Source organism: Vreelandella azerica, from assembly GCF_013112225.1.
Taxonomy (GTDB): domain Bacteria; phylum Pseudomonadota; class Gammaproteobacteria; order Pseudomonadales; family Halomonadaceae; genus Vreelandella; species Vreelandella azerica.
The window spans coordinates 106215-125067 of the sequence record NZ_JABFHI010000001.1; the positions used below are offsets into that span (position 1 = coordinate 106215).

15 protein-coding genes and 4 pseudogenes are annotated in these 18853 nt (G+C 56.3%); 11 read left to right on the forward strand and 8 right to left on the reverse strand.

Going from position 1 to position 18853, the window contains the following annotated elements:
- The first annotated feature begins 84 nt into the window (after nt 1-84).
- The 3 genes and pseudogenes from mutM (at nt 85) to ald (ending at nt 3413) form a co-directional block, all read left to right on the forward strand.
- Nucleotides 85-927: a bifunctional DNA-formamidopyrimidine glycosylase/DNA-(apurinic or apyrimidinic site) lyase gene (gene mutM, locus HLB35_RS00545; protein ID WP_171701117.1), complete on the forward strand. Its 843-nt coding sequence runs from the start codon at nt 85-87 to the stop codon at nt 925-927.
- 19 nt (nt 928-946) lie between these two features.
- Nucleotides 947-2137 carry a class I SAM-dependent rRNA methyltransferase gene (locus tag HLB35_RS00550; protein WP_171701118.1) on the forward strand — a complete coding sequence of 397 codons (1191 nt, stop codon included), beginning with the start codon at nt 947-949 and terminating at the stop codon, nt 2135-2137.
- Nucleotides 2138-2300: 163 nt separating this feature from the next.
- Nucleotides 2301-3413 (forward strand): annotated as a pseudogene (gene ald, locus HLB35_RS17770) (alanine dehydrogenase).
- A gap of 29 nt (nt 3414-3442) precedes the next feature.
- Here the strand turns inward: ald and HLB35_RS00560 are convergent.
- Nucleotides 3443-3691, reverse strand: a complete 249-nt coding sequence (locus HLB35_RS00560) for a SlyX family protein (protein WP_171701119.1) — start codon at nt 3689-3691, stop codon at nt 3443-3445.
- A gap of 114 nt (nt 3692-3805) precedes the next feature.
- On the opposite strand from HLB35_RS00560, the gene HLB35_RS18030 reads away from it, so the two are divergent.
- Nucleotides 3806-4357 carry a cold-shock protein gene (locus HLB35_RS18030; protein WP_171701120.1) on the forward strand — a complete coding sequence of 184 codons (552 nt, stop codon included), beginning with the start codon at nt 3806-3808 and terminating at the stop codon, nt 4355-4357.
- 73 nt (nt 4358-4430) lie between these two features.
- Here HLB35_RS18030 and HLB35_RS00570 read toward each other — a convergent pair whose 3' ends face one another.
- From HLB35_RS00570 to map, 7 genes and pseudogenes are all read right to left on the reverse strand, one after another.
- Nucleotides 4431-4820, reverse strand: a complete 390-nt coding sequence (locus HLB35_RS00570) for a hypothetical protein (RefSeq protein ID WP_171701121.1) — start codon at nt 4818-4820, stop codon at nt 4431-4433.
- A complete protein-coding gene (dapE, locus tag HLB35_RS00575) occupies nt 4817-6001 on the reverse strand; it encodes a succinyl-diaminopimelate desuccinylase (protein WP_171701122.1) in 1185 nt (394 codons plus the stop codon). The genes HLB35_RS00570 and dapE overlap by 4 nt, the downstream gene beginning before the upstream one ends.
- Nucleotides 5988-7013, reverse strand: a complete 1026-nt coding sequence (gene dapD, locus HLB35_RS00580; protein ID WP_171701123.1) for a 2,3,4,5-tetrahydropyridine-2,6-dicarboxylate N-succinyltransferase — start codon at nt 7011-7013, stop codon at nt 5988-5990. The genes dapE and dapD overlap by 14 nt, the downstream gene beginning before the upstream one ends.
- 62 nt (nt 7014-7075) lie before the next feature.
- Nucleotides 7076-7414 carry a Spx/MgsR family RNA polymerase-binding regulatory protein gene (locus tag HLB35_RS00585; protein WP_171701124.1) on the reverse strand — a complete coding sequence of 113 codons (339 nt, stop codon included), beginning with the start codon at nt 7412-7414 and terminating at the stop codon, nt 7076-7078.
- Nucleotides 7415-7466: 52 nt separating this feature from the next.
- Nucleotides 7467-8663 (reverse strand): succinyldiaminopimelate transaminase, encoded by a 1197-nt coding sequence (gene dapC / locus HLB35_RS00590; RefSeq protein WP_171701125.1) that lies wholly within the window; start codon nt 8661-8663, stop codon nt 7467-7469.
- A 91-nt stretch (nt 8664-8754) separates the two neighbouring features.
- Nucleotides 8755-11429, reverse strand: a pseudogene (locus HLB35_RS00595) ([protein-PII] uridylyltransferase).
- A 7-nt stretch (nt 11430-11436) separates the two neighbouring features.
- Entirely contained in the window at nt 11437-12219 is a 783-nt protein-coding gene (gene map, locus HLB35_RS00600; RefSeq protein ID WP_171701126.1) for a type I methionyl aminopeptidase, read from the reverse strand.
- 418 nt (nt 12220-12637) lie between these two features.
- Here map and rpsB point away from each other — a divergent pair, with 418 nt between their 5' ends.
- The 7 genes and pseudogenes from rpsB (at nt 12638) to ispC (ending at nt 18851) form a co-directional block, all read left to right on the forward strand.
- Nucleotides 12638-13396, forward strand: a complete 759-nt coding sequence (rpsB, locus tag HLB35_RS00605; protein ID WP_171701127.1) for a 30S ribosomal protein S2 — start codon at nt 12638-12640, stop codon at nt 13394-13396.
- Nucleotides 13397-13525: 129 nt separating this feature from the next.
- Nucleotides 13526-14393 (forward strand): annotated as a pseudogene (gene tsf / locus HLB35_RS00610) (translation elongation factor Ts).
- Nucleotides 14394-14653: 260 nt separating this feature from the next.
- Nucleotides 14654-15433 carry a UMP kinase gene (gene pyrH, locus HLB35_RS00615; protein ID WP_171701128.1) on the forward strand — a complete coding sequence of 260 codons (780 nt, stop codon included), beginning with the start codon at nt 14654-14656 and terminating at the stop codon, nt 15431-15433.
- A gap of 1 nt (nt 15434) precedes the next feature.
- Nucleotides 15435-15993, forward strand: a pseudogene (frr, locus tag HLB35_RS00620) (ribosome recycling factor).
- An 86-nt stretch (nt 15994-16079) separates the two neighbouring features.
- Nucleotides 16080-16865 carry a polyprenyl diphosphate synthase gene (uppS, locus tag HLB35_RS00625; RefSeq protein ID WP_171701129.1) on the forward strand — a complete coding sequence of 262 codons (786 nt, stop codon included), beginning with the start codon at nt 16080-16082 and terminating at the stop codon, nt 16863-16865.
- Nucleotides 16858-17664, forward strand: a complete 807-nt coding sequence (locus HLB35_RS00630) for a phosphatidate cytidylyltransferase (protein WP_171701130.1) — start codon at nt 16858-16860, stop codon at nt 17662-17664. The genes uppS and HLB35_RS00630 overlap by 8 nt, the downstream gene beginning before the upstream one ends.
- The gene (ispC, locus tag HLB35_RS00635) at nt 17661-18851 is read left to right on the forward strand and encodes a 1-deoxy-D-xylulose-5-phosphate reductoisomerase (protein ID WP_171701131.1); all 1191 of its coding nucleotides are present in this window, start codon (nt 17661-17663) and stop codon (nt 18849-18851) included. Before HLB35_RS00630 ends, ispC begins: the two co-directional genes overlap by 4 nt.
- Nucleotides 18852-18853 lie beyond the last annotated feature (2 nt).

An 18853-nucleotide genomic window follows, 5' to 3' on the forward strand; every position in this document is an offset into this window, starting at 1 on the left:
CGGCTAATCGCCGGGTTTTTGCATGGCCGATTGCTCGTGTTTTCAATGTGCGTCATTGCAGTGTAATAGTTGGTGGCGACTATCATGCCTGAACTCCCGGAAGTTGAAACCACGCGACGCGGTATAGCGCCTTACGTGGAAAATCAGCAGATAAGTGAAGTGATTGTACGTAATGGCCGGTTGCGGGTTCCCGTGCCGGAGGCTCTGGCAGATGGTCTGGTGGGGAGATATATCGGCAATCTGCGCCGCCGTGCCAAATACCTGCTGCTACCGCTTGAAAACGGTCAATCGGAACCCGGCGGGCAAGCGCGTACGCTACTATGGCATCTAGGGATGTCCGGCAGCCTGCGCATCGCCCAAGTCGGTGATCTGCCCAAAAAACATGACCATGTTGATCTGGTGTTCAGCAATGGTCATATACTGCGTTATCACGACCCGCGCCGCTTCGGTTTTGTGGATTGGCTGGCAGGGGATGAGTACAGCGATAAACGCCTGGCACGCCTGGGGCCCGAACCACTGTCACCTGACTTTACCGGCCAGCGGTTATATCGTCTTTCGCGGGGCAAACGTGTCGCCGTTAAACCGTTTCTGATGGACAATCAGATAGTGGTTGGAGTGGGTAACATCTACGCCACCGAAGCGCTGTTCATGGCGGGTATCGATCCGCGCCGAGAGGCAGGCCGTGTTTCGTTGGCGCGCTATCAACGCCTGGCGACTGCTGCCCAGGAGGTGCTGGCAGCAGCGATTACCCAAGGGGGCACCACCTTGCGTGATTTTGTCAGTGGTCAGGGGGAGCCGGGTTATTTTGCCCAGCGCCTGAATGTTTATGGTCGTCATGGAGAGCCTTGCCGGCGCTGTGGCGAAGAGTTAAAACGCATCACACTCGGGCAGCGCGCCAGCGTTTATTGTCCGCTGTGTCAGCGTTAGCCGCTATTTGGAGAATTGTGTGACCCAACGCCTGAGATTGAACAAAAACGCTGAACGCCGCCTGAAAGCCGGTCACTTGTGGATCTACTCCAACGAAGTGGACACCAAGGAAACGCCGCTCAAAAACTTTACTGGCGGTGAAACCGCCATCATTGAAGAAGCCAACGGGCGTGCGCTGGGTGTGGCCTATGTGAACCCGCATTCATTGATTTGTGCACGCATCATGTCCCGTGACCCTTCCATGCGTCTGGATCGTTCACTGTTTATTCACCGTTTCAATCAGGCGCTGGCGCTGCGCGAGCAGCTCTTCAGCAAGCCTTTTTACCGCTTGGTACATGGCGAAGGCGACCTGTTGCCTGGGCTGGTGGTTGACCGCTTTGGCGATATTCTGGTTGTACAGCTGAATACAGCCGGTATGCAGGCAATGAGTGAAGAGATTGTCGATGCCTTGGAAAAAGTGCTCAAACCCAGCGCCATTGTGTTCCGCAATGACACCGGTGGGCGCCGCCAGGAAGGCCTTGAGGCTCAGGTTGAAGTTGTCAAAGGCGAGCTGCCTGACGAAATCCTGATTGAAGAAAATGGCGTGCATTTCGTGGTGCCGGTGCTTAATGGCCAGAAAACCGGCTGGTTCTTTGACCACCGCGCTAACCGCGAATGGCTCAACCGCCATGTGGCCGGTAAGCGTGTCCTGGACGTGTTCAGCTATGTGGGCGGTTGGGGCGTGCAGGCAGCTGCTAGCGGTGCCAGTGAGGTGCTGTGTGTGGATTCATCCGGCCCGGCACTGGAGCAGGTCGCGCGCAATGCGGAGCTCAACGGCGTTCACGAGCAGGTGGCGATTGCCGAAGCCGACGCCTTTGATGCCCTGGCAGCGCTCAAGGCAGATGGCGAACAGTTTGATGTAGTCGTGCTCGACCCGCCCGCCTTTATCAAGAAGCGCAAGGATATTCCCAACGGCGAACGCGCCTATGCGCGTCTTAATCGTGAAGCCATGCGTTTGCTGGGCCGGGATGGTCTGCTGCTGTCAGCTTCCTGCTCCATGCATCTGGCGCCAGAGCGCCTGGTTGACGTGGTGCGTGGCTCGGTGCGTCATCAGGATCGCCATGGCCAGATTATTTTCCAGGGTCATCAGGGGCCTGATCATCCTGTGCATCCGGCGATTGCCGAAACTGCCTATCTCAAGGCGTTGGGAGTGCGGGTTTTCCGCGATTGATTCTCTATAAAAAAATCACCTGCCCTTTTTGAAAATTTGCTGTTTTTTCTTCTGTAAAGCGCCTGTGAAGGCGTTTTTTTGTTTTCCTGTTTTGAGTATAAGAAAGGCGTCTGCCTGTGCTGTAATAACCATATTGACGCTAACCCGACACAGGAGAAACATCATGCAGGTTGCCGTTCCCAAGGAAATCAAGAACCACGAGTATCGTGTTGCATTGACGCCAACCGGTGCTCGCGAGCTATCCGGTCGCGGCCATCAGGTGGTGGTTCAGGCGGGTGCTGGTGAAGGCGCCGGTTTTAGTGATGCCGACTACGAAGCCGCAGGTGCGCACATTGAAGCGGATGTTGAAACACTGTGGCAGAACGCAGAATTGATCCTGAAGGTAAAAGAGCCGCAGCCGGAAGAAGTGGCTCGCCTTAAGCCTGAGCACACCCTGTTTACTTACCTGCATCTGGCCGCAGAAGAATCGCTGACCCAGGGGCTGATGGAAAGCGGTGCCACCTGTATCGCTTACGAAACCATCACGGATACGCGCGGCGGTCTGCCGCTGCTGGCGCCAATGAGCACGGTCGCCGGACGTATGGCAGTTCAGGCGGGTGCCCATAGCCTCGAGAAAGCCCAGGGCGGTGCGGGGGTTCTGCTGCCCGGCGTGCCGGGGTGGCACCAGCAAAAGTCACCGTGATTGGTGGCGGTGTTGTGGGTGAAAACGCGGCGCGTATGGCGCTGGGCCTGGGGGCGGATGTGACCATTCTGGATAAGTCACTGCCGCGTCTGGAAGTGTTGGATGACCGCTATCAGGGGCGGATCAAACCGTCTACTCAACCGCTGATGCGTTGGACTACGCGGCGCGCGAATCCGATATGATCATTGGTGCGGTGCTGATTCCCGGGCGGCAGCGCCCAAGCTGATTAGCCGTGAAATGCTGGGCATCATGAAGCCAGGCAGCGTATTGGTCGATGTGGCTATTGACCAGGGCGGCTGTTTCGAGACCAGCAAGCCCACCACCCATGCCGAGCCGACCTACATCGTGGATGGCGTTGTGCATTACTGTGTGGCGAATATGCCGGGCGCTGTGGCACGTACCTCCACTCAGGGGTTGACCAATGCCACCCTGCCTTTTGTGCTGGCGCTGGCGGATAAAGGCTGGCAGCAGGCGCTGCGTGATGACCCGCATTTCCTGCCGGGGCTGAATGTCCACGCTGGCAAGGTCACCTATCAGGCGGTTGCCAAAGCCTTTGGCCTTGAGAGTGTTGACCCTGCCAGTGTGGTGAACTGATACATCCAGCAGCCAAGTGCTAATAAGTGTCAATAATGCGGCGGTATCTCGTCTTCAGGGCGGGATAGCGCGGTTTCGTTATCGGTTTGCTGGCCTTTTTGTTGTTCATGCAGACGTTGGCGCATCAGGTCGCTGATGCGTTCAAGTTTATCCAGGCGCTTGGCCTGTTGGGCCACTGTGTGATCAAGTGTGTCCAGCCAGTCTTCCTGGAAGGCCAGGCGGGTCTCAAGCGTTTCAATTCGTTGGTAAAGCTCAGCGGGCGATAATGTTTCGGTCATGGTAACATCGCACTCTTGTAAAAGTATGACCGCTGCAAGCATGCAGCGGTAAGTAGTTGGACGAGATATTGTCCTTTGTCTGTTACCTATACAACAAGAGAGCCTTTTATATTTATGAATCCGAAAGTTGTTTTTCGCTGCTTTTTTATTAGTGTCTTGCTTGCGGCCCCAGCGCCTTTGCTGCTGGCCGCCATGGTGCATCTGTTCAATGCGGAGCTTGCAGCGTCGTGGATGTCTGAACTGGCGGTAAGCGGTATCGCTAGCATTTACCTGGCGTTTGCCGTTGGCAGCTTTATAGTCATTCTGTTGGGCGCCCTGGGAGCTGCCGCACTGGCACCGCCGATGCTGGTAACGCCAGAGGTGGCGCAGGTGGCCAAACCTGCTCAGCGGCAGTCAGAGCCAGACGAAGAGGAACTGCAATATGACGACGATCAAGAAGATATCATTGACCCCAATGATGGTCGTGAAGAAGGTGAGGTAAAGTGGTTCAACACCAATAAGGGTTATGGCTTTATCACCCGCGATAATGGCGAGGATGTGTTTGTACATTTTCGCGCTATTCGTGGGCGCGGGCCGCGTATGCTCGCGGAAGGGCAGACTGTACGCTATTACGTGATTGAAAATGATCGTGGCTTACAAGCCGATGACGTCAGTATTATTGATTGACTGAACGGCAACACCCGGTTCAACGGCCTCGCTTTGCGGGGCCGTTGGCGTTTATGGGGGAGTCATGCAATGATTAGCGGCCGGAATCTGGCCAGTGAATGGCGCCTTCCTTGCCACCGGGGAGCACCTGCCAGAAACGGTCAGGGTCAGCACCCGGATGCCAACCGCCCAGCGAGCAGCGTACCTCGGACTGCAATACTTCGGCGGCTTCCTGTGCCGCTTCCTGATCTGTGTGCCAAGGCATATGCGGGCTATCGAACCATAGGCTGGCATAGCCGTCGGCGGCTTTTTCCACCAGCAGGATAGGCACACTATGCCCGTTATATTGGCCTTGAGTGCGCCAGCGCTGCTTGCCTGCCGGTGAGAGCGGTGGGGCCTTGAGTCTATCTCCCAGCCAGGCATTCAGTGCATCATGCGATGCCTGGGCCAGGTAGATTTCGATATCCGGGTACGGCTCCATCATGCAATCCCTTTTGAGTGGCTTTCAGCCTTGACGAACAGCGCTTCCAGCGTTGCTGAATAGATGCGGCTGAGGTCATCCAGATCCGCTGCGCGAATACGTTCGTTGACCTTATGGATCGTATCATTGAGCGGTCCGAGTTCCACTACCTGGGCACCGAGGGTGGCAATAAAACGCCCATCAGAGGTGCCGCCTGACGTGGAGAGTGTCGGGCGCCGACCGGTCACCGCCTCGACACCCTGGATGGCAGCATCCACCAGAGCACCTTCGGCGGTCAGAAAGGGCTCGCCGTTAAGCGTCCAGTCCAGGCTGTACTCAAGCCCATGAGCATCCAGAATAGCGGTGGTCCGCGCCTGGAGTTGCTCATGGGTGACTTCAGTAGAAAAACGGAAGTTGAATATCACCTCGACGTCACCGGGAATGACATTGGTGGCGCCAGAGCCTGCACGGATATTGGAGACCTGAAAGCTGGTGGCCGGGAAAAATTCGTTACCGTGATCCCAGTGTTCATTCGCCAGCGTACCCAGGGCGGGCAGAGCCTGATGAATCGGATTGCGGGCCAGGTGAGGATAAGCCACATGGCCTTGCACGCCCTTGATATGCAGCACGCCACCTAGGGAGCCACGGCGACCATTCTTGATCATATCGCCCAGTTCACGGGTGGAGGACGGCTCGCCGACGATGCAGTAATCCAGCCGTTCGTGGGTTTCGCGCAGATGTTCGACCACGGCGCGAGTGCCATCAATGGCTGGGCCTTCCTCATCCGAGGTGATCAGAAAGGCAATGCGGCCGTCATGATCCGGGTACTGCTCAACAAAATGTTCAACGGCGGTGATCATGGCGGCCAGGCTGCCTTTCATATCGGAAGCCCCACGGCCGCACAGCATGCCGTGGTCATCAATGCACGGCTCAAAAGGCGGAAACTCCCAATGGGTTGACGGCCCGCTGGGTACGACATCCGTATGCCCGGCAAACGCCAGTACGGGGCCGTGGTGGCCGCGCATCGCCCAGAAGTTATCGACATCGCCAAAGGGCAGCCTTTCGATATGAAAACCGAGCGCCTCCAGGCGCTCGATCAGGACGTCCTGACAGCCTTCGTCATCGGGCGTCACCGAAGGGCGGCGCAGCAGATCAAACGCCAGCTGCAACGTCGGTGACAGGGCATCCGGTTCAGTTATGGGCATGTAACGCCTCGTTCAATGCCACAGCGCTCTTGTTGGTCAGGCACTCGATCCGGCCGTTTTGAGAGTTACGACGCAGCAGCAGGTCATCCTGGCCGGCCAGTTCACGGGCCGCGACGATATTCACTTCCTGGTTCTGGTCATCCAGCAGGGTGACCTTGGCACCAGCGGTAATATAAAGGCCGGCTTCCACCGTGCAGCGGTCGCCCAGCGGAATGCCAATGCCGGCGTTGGCGCCGATCAGGCAGCCTTCACCGACCTTGATGATGATGTTGCCGCCACCGGAAAGGGTGCCCATGGTGGAGCAGCCACCGCCCAGGTCCGAGCCTTTGCCAACCATTACACCGGCAGAAATGCGCCCTTCAATCATGCCGGGGCCTTCGGCACCTGCATTGAAGTTGACGAAACCTTCGTGCATCACTGTGGTGCCTTCGCCCAGGTAGGCGCCCAGGCGCACCCGTGAGGTGTCGCCAATGCGGATACCGGTCGGTACCACGTAATCGGTCATCTTGGGGAATTTGTCAACGCAGTCAACCGACAGAGTGCGGCCAGCAAGGCGTGCTCTCAGGCGGCGGGCAGGCAGCTCTTCAATATCGATCGGGCCTTCGTTTGTCCAGGCAATATTGCGCAGCAGACCAAACATGCCGGTAAGATCCAGGCCGTGAGGCTTGACCAGACGGTGCGAGAGCAGATGAAGCTTGAGGTACACCTCAGGCGCTGTCTGCGGTGGCTGGTCGGTATCAATAAACATGGCAACCAGCGGGCGGTGACTGGCGCTCAGCGAGTCGGCAAGCTCTGCCTGGGCTGGATGGCCCGCTGCTTCGAGGGCTTTTGTCAGCGACGCGCAGTGTTCAGGCAGAAAACTGATAGCAGATGTGCCTTGTGGCGCATCAAGTGCTTTTTGGGCTGCCTTGACCAGACTGTCATCCGGGTTCAGCAAAGGGGCCGGATAGTAAATTTCCAGCCAGTCGCCTTGAGTGTTCTGGGTGCCGATTCCAAGCGCAAAGCTCAGCATAAGGGTGGTTTCCTTGGTTGTGTCAGTTAAATGATCAGGGTGGAGCAAGTGAGCCGGTCAGTTTAGAGCTTGTCGTAATCGCCATCCTTGTAGCCAACAAGAATGGTGTCGTCATCGACTTCCAGCAGAGGGCGTTTCAGCAAAGTGGGATGCTTGAGGATCAACTGCCGCGCTGAGTTGGCGTCGTAATCCTTTTCTTCATCAGGCAGTTCCCGCCAGGTCTTGCTGCGCTTGTTAATGGCCTCGACCAGCGGCACGCGATGGAGGATATGTTCAAGCAGCGCCGCCGAGAGGCCATCGTCACGCAGGTCGTGGGTCTTGTACGGCATGCCTTTGGCGTCCAGTGCCTTTTGCGCCTTACGGCAGGTATCACAGTTCTTGATGATATAAAGCGTCAGCATGGCGTCTTCTCCAAATTGAGTCGGAAGTGATCCGGGCAGCGAGGCTGCCTGCTCAGCCGCGTTCCACCAGGCGGCGAATGCGTTTAGCGGCTTCCCGAGTGGGGGCGACTTCCGCCACCAGCGCCAGGCGCAACCGGCCACTGCCAGGGTTAACGCCATTTAGGCCGAGGCGCCCCATCAGGCTGCCGGGCAGGACGCTAACGTTCATCTCTTCATACAGGCGCTGGGTGAAGGCAATATCATCACCACCCGGCACGGCTGGCCAGAGATAAAAACTTGCCTCAGGTGTCGGGAAATCCATGACAGGCGCGAGTTCAGCGGTGACAGCGGCGAATTTCTCGCGATACGCCTCACGGTTAGCCAGTACATGGGCTTCATCCTGCCAAGCGGCTATCGAGGCGTGTTGCAGCGGCAGTGACATGGCGCAGCCGTGGTAGGTGCGGTAGCGCTTGAACGGGGTCAACAGATCCGCATCACCCGCGACAAAGCCGGAGCGCAGCCCCGGCAGGTTGGAGCGCTTGGAAAGCGAATGAAAGACCACGCAGCGCTGGTAGTCATGGCGGCCCAGTGCAGCGCAAGCCTGTAACAATCCGGGCGGCGGTGTGGCTTCATCCAGATAGAGTTCTGAGTAGCATTCATCCGATGCGATAATAAAGTCGTGCTCATCAGCAAGGGCAATCAGTTGCTTGAACTCATCCAGTGGCGTCACAGCGCCGGTCGGGTTGCCCGGTGAGCAGATAAACACTAACTGGACGTCTCGCCAGGTGTCCGCAGGAACCGCACTGAAATCCGGGCGAAAGCCGTTGTCCGCAGTGCAATCGAGATACAGCGGTTGGCCACCGGCCAGCAGGGTGGCACCCTCATAGATCTGGTAAAAAGGGTTAGGGACGGCCACCTGGGCGGCGCGGCTGCGGTCAAGGGCTGTCTGCACAAACGCAAAGATGGCTTCCCGGGTGCCGTTGACCGGCAACACCTGGGATTCCGGGTCGAGCCCTTCAAGCCCGAAACGCTGGCTGGCCCAGCTGGCAATGGTCTCACGCAGGGCTGGCAGGCCGGCGGTGGCCGGGTAGCGGGCGAACTCTGCCTGATGGGCATGCAGCGCCTCAAGCGCTGCGGCATAGGGAGCATGCTGCGGCTCGCCAATGGTCAGTGGAATGTGTGCCAGATCCGACGGCGGCGAGAGCCTTGCCTTGAGGGCGGCCAGCTTTTCAAACGGATAAGGGTGCAATGCGTCGAGATCAGGGTTCATGAGCGTCCAGTGGCCAGATTGCAGCGTTATGATGTTGGAAATGCCTACTGATTATAGGCAAGGCGTCAAGCGAGCTCAAACGCCAGCACGCTCAGACGCTGAGCACGTCGATCAGGCGTTCACGTAACTGCTGCTGGCGTTCAGGGTCGGTCAGTGGTTCACCGGCCTTGGTGGTGATGAAGAAGACATCCTCGACCCGCTCGCCAAGGGTGGCGATCTTGGCCGCGGACAGGGCGATATCCTGCTCCATGAAAATACGCCCGACGCGGGCCAGCAGGCCAGGGCGATCAGGGGCGCTGAGTTCCAGCAAGGTGCGTTCGTTGGCCGGGTCCTGTTCGATCAGCACCTCAGTGGTGACCTTGAAGTGCTTGAGCTGGCGCGGCGTATGGCGCGATATAATATTGGGGTAGTCATCCGGGTCGTCAAGCTCCTCGACCAGATGGCGGCGCATCTCCTCGATGCGTTCCGGATCCGAGATAGCCTGACCCTGATGGTCCAGCACAATAAAGGTATTCAGCGTCCAATCATTATTGGAGGTCGCAATACGTGCATCATGAATGGACAGCCCAAGCTGTTCCATGGCGGCGGCGGTGGCCGCAAACAGGTCGTCCACCGAGCGGGTGTGAATAAACACCTTGGTGCCGCCTTCTGTCATGCCTTTGGCCGGGGCGCTGATCAGTACCAGGGGGAGCTGTTCCGGCTGATGGGCAAGGATGCCCTGGGTCTGCCAGGCAATTTCACTGGGCGCGTACTGGAGAAAGTAGTCTTCGCCGAGGGAATCCCACAGGGGGTCGATCTGTTCCGAGGCAATGCCCATGGTATTCAGCAGTGAGCGTGCCTCCGTACGGGTTTCGCGTACCCAGTCATCGCGGTCAGGTGGGTTCTTGAGCCCCCGTCGTAAGGCCCGCTTAGTTTCAGCGTGAAGCTGGCGTAACAGGGAGGCGCGCCAGCCGTTCCATAACGTAGGGTTGGTGGCGTTGATATCAGCGACGGTCAGCACATACAGATAATCCAGGCGGGTTTCGTTGCGCACCGTCAGAGCAAAGTCACGGATCACGTCCGGGTCGGTGATGTCACGTTTCTGGGCGGTCATCGACATCAGCAGATGATGCTCCACCAGCCAACGAACCAGGCTGGTATCGGGGCTTGAAATGCGATGGCGCAGGCAGAACTGCTCAACATCATAGGCGCCAATCAGTGAATGGTCACCGCCGCGACCCTTGCCCACATCGTGAAACAGCCCGGCAATCCACAAAAGGTCAAGCTTGGGTAGTTGTGGCATAAGCGCGGCGGCCACGGGGAACTCTTTCTTGCATTCCGCTTTGCGAAAGCCATGCAGGAACTTGAGCAGCCGCAGGGTGTGGGCATCCACGGTGTAGATATGAAACAGATCATGCTGCATCAGGCCGACCGCACGGCCAAATTCCGGCAGGTATTTACCCAGGATGCCGTAGCGGTTCATGCGGCGTAACTGACGTGGCACATTGCCGGGAGAGCGCAGCAGAGCGAGGAATAGGCGTTGATGCAGCGGATCTTCCCGGTAGTGGTCATCGATCTGATGGCGGTGGTCGCGGATCAGGCGGATGGTGTCAGCGCGTACCCCTTCAATTTCCGGGTGCTGGGCCATCATCAGAAACAGCTCCAGCATGGCGGATGGCTTGTCGCGAAACAGGGTGCGTGATCGCGCCTGAATATAGCCGCCCTTGGTTTCGAAGCGCTCGTTGAGTACCACCGTTTCCAGAGATTGCTGGCCGCGCAGGATGACTTCATCAAAATGCTGCAACAGCATGTCGTTGAGCCCGGCAAGCGCAGTAACATGGCGGTAGTAGCGCTTCATGAACTGCTCGACGGCCAGGCGCTCGGGGTTATCACGAAAACCGAAAAGTTCGGCAATGGTGCGCTGGTGATCAAACAGCAGGCGGTCTTCAGCACGGCCCGTCAGCATGTGCAGGGCATAGCGCACCTGCCACAGGAAGGCCTGGCCCTGGCTGAGAATGCGCAGTTCAGCGTCGTTCATAAAGCCGTTAGCGACGATATCCGCGTATTTTTCGGTGCCGAAATGACGCTTGGCCACCCACCCAATCATCTGGATATCGCGCAGCCCGCCCGGCGAACTCTTGAGATTGGGCTCGAGATGATACTCAGAGTTGTTGTAACGGTAGTGACGGGCAATTTGCTCCTGCCATTTGGCTTCAAAAAGCGGTCGGCCGGCCACAGCCTATCAGCGCTCAAGCGCTGGCGCACGGCCTGGCGCAGCCGCTTGGGGCCAGCAATCAGGCGTGATTCAAGCAGGTTGGTGATCACGGTCACATCGTCTTTCGACTCCCGCTCGCAGTCGTTGAGTGAACGAACACTATGGCCAATATCCAGGCCGACATCCCACAGAAAGGTAATAAAAGCAGTCAGCGGCTCGCGATAGGGCGCATCGTCATCGTTTTCAAGCAGCAGAAGTAAATCGATATCGGAATGCGGGTGTAGCTCCCCGCGTCCATAACCGCCGACGGCCACCAGGGCAACGCCGTCATCCGGCCAGGCATGCTGCTCCCAGGCGATGGCCAGCAGTTGATCCATGTACCAGGCGCGCCCACGTACCAAGTCGCGGATATCAGCACCCGCCCGGAAGCGCTCATCCAGGCGTTCCTGAAGTTCCCGCAGGGCAGCCTTGAAGGGCGCTATGGGTGAGCGCGACCCCACCATCTCAGCGCGAAAGGCATCCAGGTCGAGAAGCGACCGGTCGGGTTCAAAGCGGTAATGGTGAAGTAGCATCAGGCGCTCAAAAGCTCAGGTCTTCATCATTGCGAGCGGTTAATACTTCCACGCCGCTCTCGGTCACCAGCAAGGTGTGCTCCCATTGTGCCGACAGGCTACGGTCCTTGGTAATCGCCGTCCAGCCATCACGCAGCACCTTGGTTTTATAGCCGCCTACGTTAATCATCGGCTCGATGGTAAAGCACATGCCGGGAGCAAGGGCGATATCGGCGTCGGGGGCGTAGCCGTCATAGTGAAGAAATTGGGGCTCTTCATGAAAGCTTGCGCCAATACCGTGCCCGCAGAAATCGCGAACCACGGAATAGCCGTGGCCTTCTGCATGCTTCTGGATGACCCGAGCGAGATCGGAAAGATGCACGCCGGGCTTGATGGCAGCCATGCTTTTATACAGACATTCCTGGGTCACGCGGCTGAGGCGTTCGCCCTGAATGCTTTCGCCCACTACGAACATGACACTGGAGTCGCCGTGATAGCCGTCCGCTGTCTTGACGGTAATATCCAGGTTCATGATGTCGCCGTTTTTAAGCTTCTTGCCATCGTCGGGGATGCCATGGCATACCACGTGATTGATGGATGTGCAGGTCGCCTTGGGAAAGCCGTGGTAATTAAGCGGTGCGGGTGTGGAACCTAGTTCATTAACAATAAATTCATGGCAGCGACGGTCAATCTCACCCGTCGAGACGCCTGTTTTGACATACGGTGTGATCATTTCGAAAACACTAGCCGCCTGGCGGCCAGCTTCGCGCATCTTGTCGATTTCAGCAGGCGTTTTAATCGGAACGTTCATGAGGTCTCGATGGTGTAGGGTGTTATTTCACACAATAAAACGGGCTGTAGGGTGAGCCACGTAATGCGTTACGGCTTCATCTTGATCTGGATCTATGGTATAAAGCTGCGCGCTTCACTGCAATCGCCAACCGCATTCTTGGTCGATTGATCGCTGCAGGTGATTGCCGAAGTGCATTACAGGTGGCGTGCAATGGTGCACGCTATCCAAACCGCAAGCCTTAAAACACACATGCACCGTCACATGGTCCCGGGTGCCTTTGCGTGCTGCTTACCTGCAACACCGTGCCGACAACCTTTTATGGCTGGTGTTATTGCAGAGCGATGCGTTTAGCCAAGAGCTGAGCTTATCCGGTAGCGTCTCTGGTCGGATCCATGGGGTGTATGGAGGCCTAACCCGAGTTTTCAGGAGTTTTATCATGGCACACGTCAATATGCGTGACCTGCTCAAGGCAGGCGCTCACTTCGGTCACCAGACCAAGTATTGGAACCCGAAGATGGGTAAATACATCTTCGGTGCGCGCAACAAGATTCACATCATCAACCTTGAGCACACGCTGCCGGCGCTGAATGAAGCGATCGACGTGGTTGAAAAGATGGCTGCTTCCAACAACAAGATCATGTTTGTCGGTACCAAGCGTAGCGCCAGCAAGATCATCAAGGAAGAAGCCAACCGTGTAGGTCAGCCGTTCGTCAACCATCGCTGGTTGGGCGGCATGCTTACCAACTTCAAGACTATTCGCCAGTCCATTAAACGTCTGCGCGATCTTGAAACCATGCACGAAGATGGCACCTTCGAGAAGCTGACCAAGAAAGAAGTCCTGATGGCGACCCGCGAGCAGGAAAAGCTTGAGCGTTCCATTGGTGGTATCAAGAACATGGGCGGTCTGCCTGATGCCATGTTCGTTATCGACGTTGATCATGAGCGTATCGCGATCAACGAAGCGAACAAGCTGGGTATTCCGGTTATCGGCGTGGTGGATACCAACTCCAACCCTGATGGCGTCGACTACGTCATTCCGGGTAACGACGATTCCATCCGTGCGATCCAGATTTACGTCAAGGCCATCGCCGATGCCTGCGCCAGTGCCAAAGAAGGCCGTCCTGACGAATTCGTTGAAGTGACGGACGCTGAACAGACATCTGCTGACGCAGAAAACAGCGCGGCTGCCGAGTGATCCTGGCCGCCACAAGATGAGGTGCGCTGCACCGCATCGCATCAGGAGGGGGCCTGGGCCCCCTTTTTCCCGCTCAGGCGGACCTTATCTTTAATTGTCTAGATCCCATTAGATCAGAGGTGAATTATCATGGCAGCTATCAGTGCCTCTCAGGTGAAGGAACTGCGCGAACGTACCGGCCTTGGCATGATGGAGTGCAAAAAGCACTGACCGAAGCGGGCGGCGATATCGACGTGGCAATCGAAAACCTGCGTAAGAATTCCGGCCTTAAAGCCGCGAAAAAGCTGGCCGTACTGCTGCAGAAGGCGCTGTTGTTACGCGTGTTGCAGAAGATGGCAGCTATGGCGTTATGGTCGAAATCAATTCTGAAACCGATTTTGTTGCCCGTGACGACAACTTCAAGGATTTTGCTGCCAAGATTGCAGACGCCTTCTTTGCTGCCAAGAGTGAAGACGTTGCCGCCGTGATGGACGGTGAGTTGGAAGTCGTGCGTGAGCAGCTGGTACAGAAAATCGGCGAGAACATTAGTGTACGCCGCGCTGCCGTTATTAACGCTGGCGAAGGCAACCTGGTGGGTGAATACGTCCACGGTGGTCGCATTGGCGTGTTGACCGTCATGAAAGGCGGTAATGCTGACGCTGCTAAGGATATTTCCATGCACGTGGCAGCCATCAACCCAGCCGTTGCCCGTCCTGAAGATATGCCGCAGGAACACCTGGATACCGAGAAGGCGATCATTCTCGCTCAGCCGGATATGGCCGGTAAGCCGGAAAACATTGCTGAAAAGATGGTTCAGGGCCGCCTCAAGAAGTACCTGGCTGAAAACAGCCTGACCGAACAGCCTTTCGTCAAGGATCCTAACCAGTCTGTCGCTGAGTATGCAAAAGCGGCCGGTGGTGAAGTGATGAGTTTTACGCGCTTTGAAGTTGGCGAAGGCATCGAGAAAGAAGAAGTTGACTTTGCCAAAGAAGTAATGGAACAGGCAGGCCGTAGTTAAGGTCGCAAGTTTCAGACAGTGATGGCGTGCGCAGTTGCGCACGCCTTTGCGTATCCGGCCTTGGCGTTTTGCTGTGCCGCCATGTATATAATCTATTTATGCGTATGTTTCATGCGGGTATCAGCTGATATAGGTATAATGTTAGCGTATGTTACATTACGTATTTTTTTATGTTTCATGTGCATGGGGTGCACGGGTCAGTGCTGCCGCCAGATTCAGCCGTTCAATCTGCCTAATATATCCTGCCAAGGAGAAATTCCATGTCCCACGATGCAAATGAGCCTTTGACTGCTGTTATTCCCAATAAGAAACCTGAGGGTTCAAAGTCGAAATACAAGCGTATTTTGCTTAAGCTTTCCGGGGAAGCCTTGATGGGTGAGCACGATTTTGGGATAGACCCCAAGGTGCTTGACCGCATGGCACTTGAAATCGGTCAACTGGTGGGTATTGGTGTTCAGGTGGGTCTGGTCATCGGCGGCGGCAATCTGTTTCGTGGTGCCGCGTTGAATGAAGCGGGCATGGATAGAGTGACAGGCGATCATATGGGGATGCTGGCGACCGTCATGAATGCGCTGGCCATGCGGGACGCTCTGGAACGCTCCAATATCCGCTCCCGGGTGATGTCGGCTATTCCGATGAGCGGCGTTGTAGAGCATTACGACCGACGCACCGCCATCCGCTACCTGACATCCGGTGATGTTGTGCTGTTTTCTGCCGGCACCGGCAACCCGTTTTTTACCACTGATTCGGCGGCCTGCCTGAGGGGTATCGAGGTCGACGTTGATGTAGTGATCAAGGCCACCAAGGTTGATGGCGTCTATGATAAAGACCCCGTCAAGCATGCCGATGCGGTGAAATACGACCGCCTTTCCTATGATGATGCGCTGGAACAGAAGCTCGGCGTTATGGATTTGACCGCTATCTGCCTGGTACGTGACCATGATATGCCAGTGCGGGTATTTGATATGAACAAGCCTGGTGCCCTGCTTAACCTGGTGGTTGGGGGTAAGGAAGGCACTTTGATAGACAGAGGTGAATAGGGTGATTAACGAAATCAAGAAAGATGCAGAAGGGCGCATGAAAAAAAAGCGTGGAAGCGCTGCATACCAATTTCAACAAGATTCGCACCGGGCGCGCGCATCCGAGTATTCTGGATTCTGTCACCGTCGAATATTACGGTAGTGAAGTGCCGCTGAGTCAGGTCGCCTCGATCAATGTGGAAGATGCACGAACGCTGACGATCTCTCCCTGGGAACAGGGCATCGTGCCCAAGATTGAAAAAGCCATCATGACGTCTGATCTGGGGCTTAATCCTGCCAGTGCAGGGGCAGTGATTCGTGTGCCGATGCCGATGCTGACCGAAGAGACTCGCAAGGGTTACATCAAGCAGGCCCGCCATGAAGCAGAAAATGCTCGGGTTGCTGTGCGTAATGTGCGCCGTGATGCCAACGGTGATTTCAAATCCTTGTTGAAAGATAAAGAGATCACCGAAGATGATCAGCGTCAGGGCGAAGACGAGATCCAGAAGCTGACGGATAAGTTCGTTGCGGAAATCGACAAGGCGCTGGCTGCAAAAGAGCACGACCTGATGCAGGTGTAACGCATAGCTATTAACGTCACGGGCAGCCTGGCTGCCCGTGCGGCTTTCAGGGCCGCTTGGATGAATGACTATTGGTGAAAAACCTCATGACATCACCGCTGCTTCCACATAAACAGCCAACTGCCCATGGCGATGAAGAGGTGTCTTTGCCGCGTCCTTCTCATGTTGCCATCATTATGGATGGCAACAACCGCTGGGCGAAGGCACGTGGTTTAGCGGGTGTGCGTGGTCATCACGCTGGTGCTGAGGCTGTTCGCAGTGTCGTGCGGCGTGCTGCTGAGCAGGGCATTAATACCTTGAGTCTGTTTGCCTTTTCTAGTGAAAACTGGAAGCGGCCCGTGCCTGAAGTCAACGCCCTGATGGAGCTTTTCCTGATGGCGCTAAAACGCGAAGTCAAAAAGCTTCATTCGCATGCTATCCGGCTGACTGTCCTGGGTGATCGGCAAGGGTTTTCTTATGCCATCCAAAAGCAAATCCGTCGGGCCGAGGAAATGACGGCTGACAACAGCGGTATGCACCTGGTCGTGGCAGCCAATTACGGTGGCCAATGGGAAATTGCCTGTGCAGCACGTAAGCTGGCCCAGCAGGTAGCCGAGGGCAGATTGGCGCCTGACGAAATTGATGAAAACCGCATGAATGAAGCCATGGGAGTACATCAGGTACCGCCGATTGATTTATGTATCCGAACCAGTGGTGAACAACGTCTTTCCAACTTCATGCTGTGGCAGTTGGCTTATGCAGAGCTATATTTTTCACCGCTACTGTGGCCCGATTTTGATGCCAATGCCTTTGATCAGGCGCTTACAGACTTTGCGCGGCGGCAGCGGCGTTTCGGTATGACAGGGCAACAGATAGAGGTTCAGGGTGCTTAAGCAAAGAATCATTACGGCCGCCTGGCTGGCGCCCTTGGTGTTAGCGGGTCTGTTTGGCCTTGAAGGTAACGCCTACGCGCTGTTTACAGCCTTGATTGTGCTGCTGGCAAGCTGGGAATGGAGCAATCTGGCGGGTGTTACTACGCCAGCCTGGCGCGCTGCTTGCGTGGTGGCCATGACCGCCCTGATGCTGCTGCTCTGGCTGGCTGGCGGTGAGGGAGCTGGCTGGCTTTTATGGCTAGGAGCACTGGGCTGGCTGGTCAACCTGTATTGGGTGACTCATTACCCAGAAAAAAAGGCCCATTGGCAGGCACCATCACGGCGTTTGGCAATGGGTTTGTGGGTGCTGCTGCCCTGTTGGGTAGGGTTTAATGTGCTGGAAACAGTAGGCAGCGTCTGGCTGTTGTTTGTGCTGTTGCTGGTATGGTTCGCGGATATCGGCGCTTACTTTGCCGGTCGTGCCTGGGGGCGATGCAAGCTTGCACCCAGCGTCAGCCCAGGAAAGTCCTGGGAAGGCGTGGCAGGTGGCATGCTGGCGACCCTGCTGCTGGCGCTGGTGTTTGGTGCCTGGCAGCAGTTAGGGATTGTAGGCAGCAGCCTACTTGTGCTGATAACTTTAATTGTAACGCTGGCGTCTGTGTTGGGAGATTTGCTTGAAAGCATGTTGAAACGTCACCGACAGATCAAGGATTCCAGCCAGTTGTTGCCAGGCCACGGCGGAGTGCTTGACCGGATTGATAGTCTGACTGCTGCCGTTCCTCTCTTTGCTCTTCTTTATCCATTGGTAGTCGTTTTATGAGCACTCAACAATGGGTCACCGTGCTAGGCTCTACTGGCTCTATCGGCACCAGCACGCTTGAGGTCATTGCGCTTCACCCTGAGCGCTACCGTGTCTACGCCTTGACAGCTAACTGCTCGCGTGAAGCTATATTGGCTCAGTGTCTGGTTCATCGTCCGCAGATAGCAGTATTGAACTCACCAGACGATGGTCAGTGGTTGCGTAACGAGCTGGCAAGTGCTGGGGTGAAGACATTGGTTGAGACGGGGGCCGAGGCTCATAGCGTCGTCGCATCGGCCCCCGGCGTAGATATTGTGATGGCGGCGATTGTCGGTGCAGCGGGTTTATTACCGGCTCTGGCAGCCGCGCAAAGTGGCAAACGGGTGCTGCTGGCCAATAAAGAGGCGTTGGTGATGAGCGGCGCTCTTTTTATGCAGGCCGTTGAAAGTTCTGGGGCAACACTTTTACCTATCGATTCTGAACATAATGCTATGTTCCAGTGTCTACCTCTCCAGCATCGTGGTGGTCTTGAACAACACGGCATTTCACAGCTGCTGTTAACGGCTTCCGGTGGTCCTTTCCGTGGGTGGAGTCAGCAAGCCCTGGCAAATGTGACCCCTGATCAGGCATGTGCTCATCCCAACTGGTCGATGGGCCGCAAGATCTCCGTTGATAGTGCTACCTTAATGAACAAGGGGTTGGAGCTGATAGAGGCCTGCTGGTTGTTTGATGCCACGCCGCAACAGATTTGTGTGGTTGTGCACCCCCAGAGCGTGATTCACTCCATGGTGGCTTATCATGATGGTTCCGTGCTGGCTCAACTGGGTAATCCGGATATGCGCACGCCGATTGCCTATGGACTTGCTTGGCCTGAGCGGATAGACGCAGGCGTCAAGACACTGGATCTTTTTCAGGTAGCGCAGCTGGATTTTGAGCCGCCCGATGAGCAGCATTTCCCTTGTCTGGGGTTGGCGCGTGAGGCCATGCAGGCAGGCGGAACAGCGCCGGCTATCCTCAACGCGGCCAATGAAGTGGCTGTAGAAGCTTTTTTGGAGCAAGGCTTGGGGTTTATCAGCATTGGCGATATTGTGGCATCAGTGCTTGATCAATCGCTCACCTCTACCGTTGATAGCCTGGAGACGGTGCTTGATGCAGATCGGCGCGCACGAAAGCTTGCACAACAGTGCATTATTCAACGGCTTCGTTAGTG